The organism is Acinetobacter sp. Brlt_5, assembly GCF_051949055.1.
In the GTDB taxonomy this organism is placed as follows: domain Bacteria; phylum Pseudomonadota; class Gammaproteobacteria; order Pseudomonadales; family Moraxellaceae; genus Acinetobacter; species Acinetobacter indicus.
This window is the reverse complement of record NZ_JAYJLP010000010.1, coordinates 1-11,554: the sequence shown is the minus strand read 5'-3', so window position 1 is coordinate 11,554 and position 11,554 is coordinate 1. Positions and strand designations below refer to the sequence as shown.

At 44.6% G+C, this 11,554-nt stretch carries 6 protein-coding genes; 3 read left to right on the top strand and 3 right to left on the bottom strand.

Features of this window, described 5'->3' with window-relative positions; genetic code table 11:
• Nucleotides 1-199: 199 nt before the first annotated feature.
• Both bfmS and bfmR read right to left on the bottom strand, forming a co-directional pair.
• Nucleotides 200-1,855, bottom strand: a complete 1,656-nt coding sequence (gene bfmS / locus VF685_RS08190) for a sensor histidine kinase BfmS (protein ID WP_286384972.1) — start codon at nucleotides 1,853-1,855, stop codon at nucleotides 200-202.
• A 33-nt stretch (nucleotides 1,856-1,888) separates the two neighbouring features.
• A complete protein-coding gene (gene bfmR, locus VF685_RS08185; RefSeq protein WP_005176018.1) occupies nucleotides 1,889-2,605 on the bottom strand; it encodes a response regulator transcription factor BfmR in 717 nt (238 codons plus the stop codon).
• A gap of 594 nt (nucleotides 2,606-3,199) precedes the next feature.
• Here bfmR and VF685_RS08180 point away from each other — a divergent pair.
• From VF685_RS08180 to VF685_RS08170, 3 genes are all read left to right on the top strand, one after another.
• Nucleotides 3,200-6,031, top strand: a complete 2,832-nt coding sequence (locus VF685_RS08180) for a ribonucleoside-diphosphate reductase subunit alpha (protein ID WP_075167565.1) — start codon at nucleotides 3,200-3,202, stop codon at nucleotides 6,029-6,031.
• 148 nt (nucleotides 6,032-6,179) lie between these two features.
• On the top strand, nucleotides 6,180-6,311 hold the full coding sequence (locus tag VF685_RS08175; RefSeq protein ID WP_075167566.1) for a preprotein translocase subunit YajC: 132 nt from the start codon (nucleotides 6,180-6,182) through the stop codon (nucleotides 6,309-6,311).
• Between the two features lie 141 nt (nucleotides 6,312-6,452).
• Nucleotides 6,453-7,736, top strand: a complete 1,284-nt coding sequence (locus VF685_RS08170; protein WP_005175999.1) for a ribonucleotide-diphosphate reductase subunit beta — start codon at nucleotides 6,453-6,455, stop codon at nucleotides 7,734-7,736.
• Nucleotides 7,737-7,819: 83 nt separating this feature from the next.
• On the opposite strand, the gene VF685_RS08165 is transcribed toward VF685_RS08170, so the two are convergent.
• Nucleotides 7,820-11,515, bottom strand: a complete 3,696-nt coding sequence (locus VF685_RS08165) for an Ig-like domain-containing protein (RefSeq protein ID WP_440203604.1) — start codon at nucleotides 11,513-11,515, stop codon at nucleotides 7,820-7,822.
• Between the last annotated feature and the right edge of the window lie 39 nt (nucleotides 11,516-11,554).

Sequence of the window (11,554 nt, the reverse complement as noted above, 5' to 3'; positions counted from 1 at the left end):
TGCAAAAACAAAATAGCCAGTGACATCACTGGCTATTTTTTTAGCAACTTAATTGATCAATTCAAAGACTGGACAGTAAGAGAGTACGCGGACCATTTTGGATGGTGACAATGGCTGACAATCTCTGACCCAACTCTCCCACCAAAGAACAGCAAACGCCCCTTGCTGCTGTTCTTTAGCTGAATCTTTGAAGCAGCGTTTAAGATTCCAGCCCTTCTTTATTACCCTGCTTTTTACGCGACTTGCTAAAGCGCTGCGCCGGCCAGGACATAATAAAACGTGCACCGCCCAAAGTGGTGCTCTGATCCACCTCAATCTTGCCGCCAAACCAGTAGGCAATCCGGCTGACAATCGACAGGCCGAGACCATACCCCCCAGAGGCACGGGTACGGCTATCATCTAAACGGGCAAAGGCTTCAAATACGCGGCTCCGGTCTTCTTCTGGAATGCCCGGCCCATCATCTTCCACACAGACATAAGCCACGCCTTGTGCAGTCACGCCACCGCTGACCAGTACCTTGTGGTCACAATAACGCACCGCATTCCCGACCAAGTTCTGCACCACGCGGTGTAAATAACGGCGCTCGGCATCGACTTCCAGACTGGTCGACATGGTTTGCAGCTGGATGTCCTTACCGGTTTTCAGCGCATTAGTTTCATTGACCACCTGATCCAGCACATCAAACAGCACCACTTTTTCAATTTCTAACGATGGCATGCCCTGCTCCAGTTTGGCATAGGTCATGATCTCGTCAATCAGGGTATTCAGCGCTTCAATGTCTTTATCAATCATGTCCAGCTGCTGAATCCGGTATTCATAATCATCTTCTTCGGCCAGCATTTCCATCCCGAAACGAATCCGCGCCACCGGGGTACGCAGTTCATGCGATACCGCGCGCATCAGCTCGCGCTGGGCTTCAATCAGACGCTGGATATGATCGGACATGCTGTTATAGCTGGAGGCCAGACTAGCCATTTCATCTGAACCGTCAATGGGTAAACGCAGGTTTAAATCGCCGGTTTTCATACGGTTCAAGGCGAAATTTACTTCACGGATTTTGCGCTGCATCGGCAGAATCAGGCCATAAATGCCCAGACTCAGAATAAACAGACTCAGCAAGGTAATCCCGGCCGCCAGCTGGAATGGCATCCAGTTAAACAGCGGAACCGGACCAAGTACCAGCACCTCGGACGGCGAATTCGGCATTGGCGAAATAATGGAGATGGTGGTGCCACGTACGCTGGCATTATCCCGATACAGGATAATGCTGTGGTCCAGCCTTAAACGGCCAATTTGCTCGGAGTCGAGCGGTAAATCGGCAATGTTCTGAATGTCGATAGGATAAGAAAACTGATCCTGGATACGGGCCAGATATTCTTTTTCCTGTCCCGGGAAATAGACCAGATAATCCAGAATAAAGATCGGCAGTGCCTTCATTTGCCGTTCGGTAATTTCATCGGCCTTGATATACAGATAATGTTCCGGGTCATTTCTCAGGCCCATAATAATATAGGCTGTGGTCGTTTCTGCATCGTAACGTACCGCAGCCCTGCGCTCTTTGATCCGTTTCAGTTCGGCCCGTGACAGCTCGACCTTATCGGCAGCAATATAATAGATGGGCAGTTCCAGCAAATCCGAGGCATCTGAAATCCAGTCCTGCTTTTGCTGCTCATTGGGTTGTCGCGCCACCCCTTCACTAATGATATAGGCCATACCATCGGTCAGGGATTCACGATATTCTTGCGCGCGCTGATAGTTAATGATCTGAACCAGCAAATAGCCTAACACGGCCACCAATGCCACCAGAATTACCAATCCTGCATAAATCCGCAAGAATATGCTGTGTTTGAACACGAAAAACAGTCCTATCTCAGATACGCGCGACGATTATATACCATTCGTTTCTTTGACAAATAAGTATCCTTTGCTGCGTACAGTTTTAATACGCTTTGGATTTTCCGGGTCATCGCCAATTTTTGGACGGATGCGCGAAATACGTACGTCAATTGAACGGTCCTGACCGTCATATTCAATCCCGCGCAGGCGCTCGAAAATATCTTCACGCGACAGGATACGGCCAGCATTCGAAGCCAGTAACCAGAGCAGGTCATATTCTGCACTGGTGAAATCAACCAGTTCACCATTCAAGGTTACCGAGCGGCCACCATTGTCGATGACCAGGTCATCAAATTCGATACGCTGTGCCACTTCATCTTCAGGGGCTTTGTCAGTACGGCGCAGCAAGGCACGAATACGCGCCAGCAGAACACGTGGCTGAACCGGCTTGGCGACATAGTCATCTGCACCCATTTCCAGACCCAGAACCTGGTCCATATCTTCGGTACGTGCAGTGAGCATCAGAATCGGTTGATGATAATGTGGACGAACCTCACGGCAAATGGTCAAACCGTCTGCACCCGGCAGCATCACATCCAGCACCACTAAATCTGGTTGCTCCGCGATAATACGGCGGATGGCGCGGTTACCATCTGGCTCGACGCCCACTTCCAGTCCGTTACGGATCAGGTATTCCTGAGTTAAACGTGCCAGACGCTCATCATCTTCAACAATTAAAATTTTTGGTAACTTTTCTTCTTGGCTCATGAACTGCCCCTTTATTTGATTAAACGTATTCTATCCTTTTAAAATCCGAGAGATACGTCGAAATATATTCTGCAATATACACACGTTTACATTGTAAACAAGATGCTATTCACTAAACTGATACATCAAAGTAGCTTTTTGTTATATTTTTATTAATTATTGAATTCCTTATACTTTTCTCTTTTTAACTGAATTCCATGAATTCAACAACATAAATCTTTTTAAAATGTACAATTTTTTTGCAGCTTTTGGCCATTGATCAGAATGTGACTGACTGTTCAAAGAGATTTTTAGTTATCCACAAGTTTATCTATAAGCAGATTATGCCGGCTTTGTTATGCTATGCCCTTGTCCGATAAGGTTTATAGCCGAATGGAAAAATCGGGGATTTTTTTGCAAAAGATTTTATCCAAAAAACGCCAAAAATTTTAAAGAAAAGTCAATATTGATCTACCCTAAAATTTCCCGTATCTTGTGTTCAATTCAATTTTAAACCACTAAGTCTTGTGTTTATTCCTAAAACACTGTGGCCTATTTTTGCCCGGTTCAATGGTCTATAAACATAACAATAGATGACAATGGAGCTATGCTGACATGAGCGTAATCACATCCACACCCGGTCAACTTCAGGTGATTAAACGCACCGGTGAAGTGGCCCCTTTCGATGCAGAAAAAATCTCTGTAGCGATTGGTAAAGCTTTCCTAGCGGTTGAAGGTCAGCAAAGCGCCGATTCCAGCCGTATTCATGACCGTATCGAACAACTGACTGAAATGGTTCTGAACACGTTTAAGCGTCGTTTACCATCAGGCGGCACCATTCACATTGAAGAAATTCAGGACCAGGTTGAGCTTGCGCTTATGCGTACTGGCGAACAGAAAGTTGCACGTGCTTATGTCATCTATCGCGAACAACGTTCTGAAGCACGTAAGCAGATGGGTGCCAACCATCACCCGACCTTACAGATCACTGACAGCCAGGGCCAGTTAAAGCCACTGGATTTAAGTGCATTGACAGCAACCGTTACCACTGCGGCTGAAGGTCTTGAAGGCATTGATGTTCAGGCCATTGTCGATGAAACCGTGAAAAACCTGTACAACGGCGTAAAAGAGTCAGACATCTCAACCACCATGATGATGGCGACGCGTACCCGTATTGAACAGGAACCAAACTATACTTATGTTACTGCACGCCTGCTGTGTAATGACTTAGTGGCAACAGGCCTGGAGTTCCTGGGTCTGCCGGTAGAAACCCCTGAAGGCGAAGCCCTGGAAACCTTCCTGAAAAAAGGTATCGAGCTGGAGCTGCTGTCAGAAGACCTGCTGAACTTTGATCTGGCAAAACTGGCCGCTGCCATTCAGCCAGAACGTTCTAACCAGTTTACGTATCTTGGTTTACAGACGTTATTCGACCGTTACTTCATCCATAAAGATGGTATCCGTTTCGAATTGCCACAGTTATTCTTCATGCGCGTTTCTATGGGGCTGGCGCTGAACGAAGACAACAAAGAAGAACGTGCAATTGAGTTCTATAACTTGTTGTCGAGCTTCGACTACATGGCTTCTACGCCTACCCTGTTTAACTCAGGTACGCTACGTCCGCAGTTATCTAGCTGTTACCTCACCACCATTGGTGATGACCTGTACGATATTTATGGCGCAATGCGTGATAACGCAATGCTGTCTAAATGGGCAGGCGGTTTAGGTAATGACTGGACTCCAGTTCGTGCCCTGAACTCTTACATCAAAGGGACCAACGGTAAATCACAAGGTGTGGTACCATTCCTGAAAGTCGCAAACGATACTGCGGTTGCGGTGAACCAGGGTGGTAAGCGTAAAGGTGCGGTCTGTGCCTATCTTGAAACCTGGCACTTAGACATTGAAGAATTCCTGGAACTGCGTAAGAACACCGGTGATGACCGTCGTCGTACCCATGACATGAACACAGCCAACTGGGTTCCTGACTTATTCATGCAACGTGTGTTTGAAGATGCAGAATGGACCCTGTTCACGCCATCTGAAACACCAGACCTGCATGATCTGACTGGCCAGGCCTTCACTGAGCGCTATACGCATTACGAAGCGGTGGCGAAAGAACAGAACCTGCTGCACAAGAAAGTACGTGCCAAAGACTTATGGCGCAAAATGCTGTCGATGCTGTTCGAAACCGGCCATCCGTGGATTACATTCAAAGACGTATGTAACCTGCGTTCACCACAACAACACGTGGGCGTGGTGCACTCATCTAACCTGTGTACAGAAATTACCCTGAACACCAGCAAAGATGAAATCGCGGTCTGTAACCTGGGTTCAATTAACCTGGTACAGCACGTTCAAGGTGGCAAGCTGGATCATGAAAAACTGGCACGTACCATCAAAACTGCGGTACGTATGCTCGACAACGTGATTGACATCAACTACTACGCGGTACCACAGGCGAAAAACTCGAACCTGCGTCACCGTCCGGTAGGTATGGGGATCATGGGCTTCCAAGATGCACTGTACGAAATGGGCATCGCCTACGGTTCTGATGCAGCAGTTGATTTTGCTGATGAATCAATGGAAGTGATTTCTTACTACGCAATTCAAACCTCAAGTGATCTGGCGGTTGAGCGTGGTACCTATGAAACATTCAAAGGTTCATTATGGGATCAGGGTATTTTACCAATCGACTCTTTAGAGCTGGTAGCGAAAACCCGTCCTGAGCGCATGTTTGAAGTTGATCGTACCCAACGTCTGGACTGGGACACTTTACGTGCCAAAGTTCAAAAAGACGGTATGCGTAACTCGAACGTGATGGCCATTGCACCAACAGCAACTATTTCTAACATCTGTGGCGTGTCTCAATCGATTGAGCCAACCTTCCAGAACCTGTATGTGAAATCAAATCTGTCTGGTGAGTTCACTGTGATCAACCCTTACCTGGTACGTGCATTGAAAGAACGCGGCCTATGGGATGCGGTAATGGTCAACGACCTGAAACACTTCGAAGGTTCAGTACAAAAGATTTCGCGTATTCCTGAAGAGCTGAAAGCCATCTTCGCGACTGCGTTTGAAGTTGAGCCGCGCTGGATTGTGGATGCTGCATCTCGTCGTCAGAAATGGATTGATCAGGCACAGTCACTGAACCTTTACATCTCTGGTGCAAATGGTAAAAAACTGGACATCACTTATAAGATGGCTTGGTTACGTGGTCTGAAAACGACGTATTATCTACGTGCTTTAGGTGCAACATCGGCTGAGAAATCAACCATTAACACGGGCGCACTGAATGCAGTAAAACCAACCACAGTTGCGGCGCCGGTTGCAGCAGTGGCACAGGAAACTGCACCTGCAGCAGCTCCAGCAGCGGAAGAAGGTTTTGAACAGGCGGCACCAGTGCCAATGGCATGTTCAATTGACAACCCAGATTGTGAGGCTTGTCAGTAAGCTTCGCTTGATAAAAGTCCCCCTAAATCCCCCTTTTCCAAAGGGGGACTTCCCAAAATCAGATTCGATATGCGGGAAGCCCGTTCTTTATTAAAGGAGGGGTTTGGGGCGGATTCCAAAGTATTTGAAAATAACACAGGAAAAGACCATGCCTCCTATGACTCATAACTATATGTTAGGACTCGCGGTTCTGGTCTTTTCCTTTATTTTCTTTTACACGCCGATGGTCTATGCCTTTTTGGCCATTCGCAAACAGAAGCGAAAGCAAAATAAGTCTTGAGGATCGTGTTCTACGTACATTTTTAGAACAAGCATCGGCAAAACTTAATTTTGCTTTCACAAATTAAGCGTATAGTAAGACATCTCCCCTTCGTCGTGAGATGTCCAATAAAAGATATAAAGCAACGAAGAGAGAATTGATATGTCTATCCTAAGTTGGGACGATTTCGAAGATGATTCGCAAAAACCGGCTGCTCCTGAACACCAGCCTACGCCCGTCGAACCGCAAAAAGCGGCTAATCCGCAAGTGGTACCTGCTGCAGAGCAACCACAGACGCATGTGGCAGCTGCACAACCCGCTGCAACCCCTCGAAGCGGATCAGCAAATTCAACCGATTCGCTGGCAAGAGCATCTGCTTCCCTAGAACAGCTTGACGTGGCGCCTGGCCTGGAAGAGCTGGAAATGGGTGCAGGACGTGTACAGGTTGATGACAAACGTATGATCAACTGCCGCGCAGACTTAAACCAGCTGGTACCGTTCAAATACGAATGGGCTTGGCAAAAATATCTGGATGGTTGTGCCAACCACTGGATGCCACAAGAAATCAACATGAACCACGACATCGCGTTGTGGAAGTCTGAAAATGGCTTGACTGAAGATGAACGTACCATCGTGATGCGTTCTCTGGGCTTCTTCTCGACTGCTGACTCACTGGTGGCCAATAACCTGGTTCTGGCGATCTACCGTCACATCACTAACCCGGAATGCCGTCAGTACATCTTGCGTCAATCGTTTGAAGAAGCGATTCACACGCATGCTTATCAGTACTGTATCGAATCTTTAGGCATGGATGAAGGCGAAGTCTTCAACATGTACCGTGAAGTACCATCAGTCGCACGTAAAGCAGCTTGGGGCCTGAAATACACCCAATCTTTAAGCGACCCGACTTTCAAAACCGGTACCCCTGAAAACGACCAGATTTTGCTGCGTAACCTGATTGCATTCTACTGCGTACTTGAAGGTATTTTCTTCTACTGCGGTTTCACGCAAATCCTGTCAATGGGCCGTCGTAACAAGATGAATGGTGTGGCGGAACAGTTCCAGTACATCCTGCGTGATGAATCAATGCACTTGAACTTCGGTATCGACATGATCAACCAGATCAAGATCGAGAACCCGCACTTGTGGACCGCCGAGTTCCAGCAAGAAGTGATTCAAATGATTCTTGAAGGCACCATGCTTGAGATTGAATATGCGCGTGACACCATGCCACGTGGCGTATTGGGCATGAACGCTGGCATGATGGAAGAATATCTGAAGTTCATCTGTAACCGCCGTTTAAGCCAGTTGGGCTTACCTGAGCAGTTTAGCGGTGTGACCAACCCGTTTGCCTGGATGTCTGAGATGATGGACCTGCGTAAAGAGAAGAATTTCTTCGAGACGCGTGTAACGGATTATCAGACGGGCGGTGCGTTGAGCTGGTAAGCGAAAGATTTAAAAAATCCCGCTCTTGAGCGGGATTTTTTTGCAATCTAAAGGAGGATTCAAAAATCCTCCTGATTCATAATTTAAATTTGGTTGTACTTAATTAAATCATCCAACACCAAATTAGATGCCGTCGTATTTTCAAGTATAATCAAATCCGTTTTTGCATATGTAGTATCTGTCGCAGAACCATCCCGATCAATCGTAACGACGGTATGCTCTCCACGTTGCTCTAGGGTCACAAAATTTCCTAAAGTTTCGCTTGTAACACTTTGTTCACCAAGTAGTGCTGAGATATCAATACTATCCCCTTCAGTAGCATTAAAGTCGGTCCAGGTATCTGTTCCATTTCCGCCGGTTGCATCTGTTTCTGCACCTTCAAGTACATTATAAATAACAGTATCTGCTACGCCTCCATAGCTTGAATAACTATCATCATAACGGCTGCCTGTAATTGAAGCGCCTATTCCAATATTCAGGTTCGCAGTATCAGATAAACCACCCACATCATTTACAGTATAAGTAAAGCTCTCTGTTTGACCAATACCGCTACCATCTCGCGTTGTGTAAGTGTATTTACCACTCGCATCAACATTTAATATTCCATAAGTACCAGTAATATTTACAGAATCCTGATTCTGCAGCAAAACATCATTCTGATAGATATGTCCATTTTCAAAGCGATATGTCTCTGCTCCTTGTTGAATGGTGAAAGTCGCTACATTAGAAACAATATCTTCTTCCAGTAAATTACCCTCTTCACTATATATACCCTCTATAGTTGTAAAGTCATTTAATGAAGTTTCAATCACTGAAAGTGTCGTATCAACTGTAAACTCACCATTATTTGCAGGCGTTGCCCCGAACGCGCCTGTATTAGTGGTTATATTTTCCACATTAACATTAAGGATATATTCGCCCGCAATTAAATCGTTAAGTGGAATACTTACCGTATAATAGCCATCCACTACTTGGGTACTGTCAGTTAAAGTTAATATACCGGTTGTCACTTCACCACTTTGACCGATAATTGTGTAGGTCGCAGTAACCTCGCCCCAATCCTCAGTTACAGAAGTATTCAATGCTGTACCTAGTAATTCAGCCGTAATAGTTAATGTTCCATTAGCTACAGTATTTTCTGTAATGTTAAAGCTTTCTGAAAGTGTATAAGTATTTGTCCAAGTTGTATTAGTAACCACTGACCCTGTAATCGGTCCATTAGTTCCTGTAGCCTGAGCATCGACAACTTGTACTTTTGGTAATAACTCACTGACACTATTTGTTTGCGCGATCTTAACCGTTGCATCGTCATCAACTGCATCTATAGTAATCACACCATCGGCTTGAAGATCATTTTCATCCCAATCAATAGTTGATCCTTCAGCATCAGTACGGATATTGAGATAAGCTTGTGAAGTATTACCAGCTGCATCAGCTACTGTATAAGTGAATGTATCAACTTTACCCACATCATTAATATTCCCATTACTTACATAGCGATAAGAACCATCAGCTTGCATATACAAAATACCGTAATTACCAGATATCGCGGTTTCTGTATTATCTGTAGCAATTGGTGTATTCACAGCATGTGTAGTTTCAGCAGAAATGACTTGTGTCACTGTCAGACCTTCACCAATATCTGCTACATCTGTATCTACACCATTCCCTAAAATATTACCTGTTGCATCTGCTGTTGAGTACTGAGTTGATGTTTCTATACTAATATTCACACCACTAAGAAGCCCTACATCAGCAATTGCTCTTAATAATTGACTTAGAGCTCCATCTCCTGACGGACTCGAGAAAGCAATCGTATAATTGCCTTCTGGTATATCAGTAAATTCAATATTTTCTGCTGTCATTACCGTGGTCAATAATGCTGGTGTTAACTGAAGAGCATTTTCAACTGTTGTAACAATCTCACCTGTATCAAGATTCACCAACATCAAATCAGCAGAAAGAGTTTGACCAAGTAATGCCCCTATTGAGTTAACTAATGCGCTAAGATCTATACCTGTTGTACCATTTACATCTATCAAAACATCTTGAGTGGTATCAGGAGCAACAGTAAAATTAAAGCCACCTGCACTTAAGTCAATCTCTGCTAATTCTGATAATACATTTGCACTAGCTAGTCCAAAAATAAAACCACTGTCGGTCAGATTATTTTCGATAACCGTGTCAAGTACATTCACATTATTTAAATCGTCATTGGCAAATAGAACTGCCTCAACAACTAAACTGTCTGTAATTGTGCTTTCATTGCCTGCTGCATCAATAGCTTGCACAGTAACGTTATAACTACCATCAGCTAACTCTGGAAGCTGACCATCGGCAAGTGTCCATGTACCATCACCATTATTCACTGCGGTATAATTAATACTATCCACAGTCACAACAACTGTTGCTGTCGGATCATCAATTGTACCTTGTAAAGTTGGCGTACTATCACCCGTTGTATTTGTCACAAGAGCTGTTATTGGTGCTTGGGCATCAACGCTTGTACTTGCGGCTTGAGAAGGGTTACCAGCAGCATCAATTGCTATAACATTAAGTACTGCCCCATCTGTTAAGCCTGGATTTGTAATTGACCACAAACCATCAGCTCTTACGACTGTTCTGCCAATTTCATTGTTGTTGTCATCAGTTACAACCACTGTTGAGCCCGCTTCTGCCGTACCTGTAATATCTCCTGTAGCACTTACAGGATTAATCACAGGAGCATCCGGTGCATAATCATCCAAAATATTAATAGTTAAAGTTGCGCTATCAGTCGTTACTCCATCCGCACCTAATATTGTATAAGTAAATACTTCTGATTTTCCGATAGATTCAAAATCACCATTTCCAATATATTCATATGAACCATCAGCGAAAATTGTTAAAACCCCATACTCTCCGTTAATGCTTACACCGCCCGTAGTCACCTCTTGCGGTGCACCGTCTCCAAATTGAATATGAGTAACTGTTGCTAGCTCAGGATTTTCATCATTGGTTAAAACATTATTATCGACAGAGTAATTTTCAAATGTCGTTGAAGTCACTTGGGTAGTAATGCTAGTTTCCTGCAATAAAGTCAGGGTATTTGAAAGTAGTGCGGTTGCTGCTGCATCAACAATCGTATCTAACAAACCGGTTACACTGAAGCCAAGTAAAGAAATTGCATCAGCATTACTTAATAAACTGTCGTTTAATGCACCAACAAGTTCATCTACAGGTAGGCCATTCACTAATGTAAGTACAGGCGGTAAGATAACCTCTGTGACTAATGCTGCAATAGCACCACCACCTAAAGCATTATTTACAGCATCAAGAACAACTTGTTGATTATCGGCACCTAATAACACGCCTGCATCACCGAGTTCTTGAAGTGAAATACCACCACCATCAGTATCAAGTAGATTAGTTAAGGCGCCTGCATCATTACTCACTACAACACGATAAGTACCTGCTGGCAAATCAGATACTGTTGCAGTTAAGGTATTATCTCCTGTAATCCCTAATATCCCCAGCCCAGCTACATCACCAACTAATTCAGAGTCTTGGGTGACTGCTGAATACACAATATTGCCATTTTCATCTAAAACATCAACACGATAAGCATCTGCCACTGCAAGTAATGATGTTTGTGAAATTGAAATTGCAAGGCTATTTGTAGAGCCAGAAAGTACCACTTCTGTTCCGGCATCCGCACCGCCAGTTGATTCAAGTAAATTAATCACTTGAACATTCTCATCAACAACAGCTGGCTCGGTTGTTGTGATTTCATTACCCATATCTAGATTTACATTGTCATCTAGAGCAATCTTGACTGG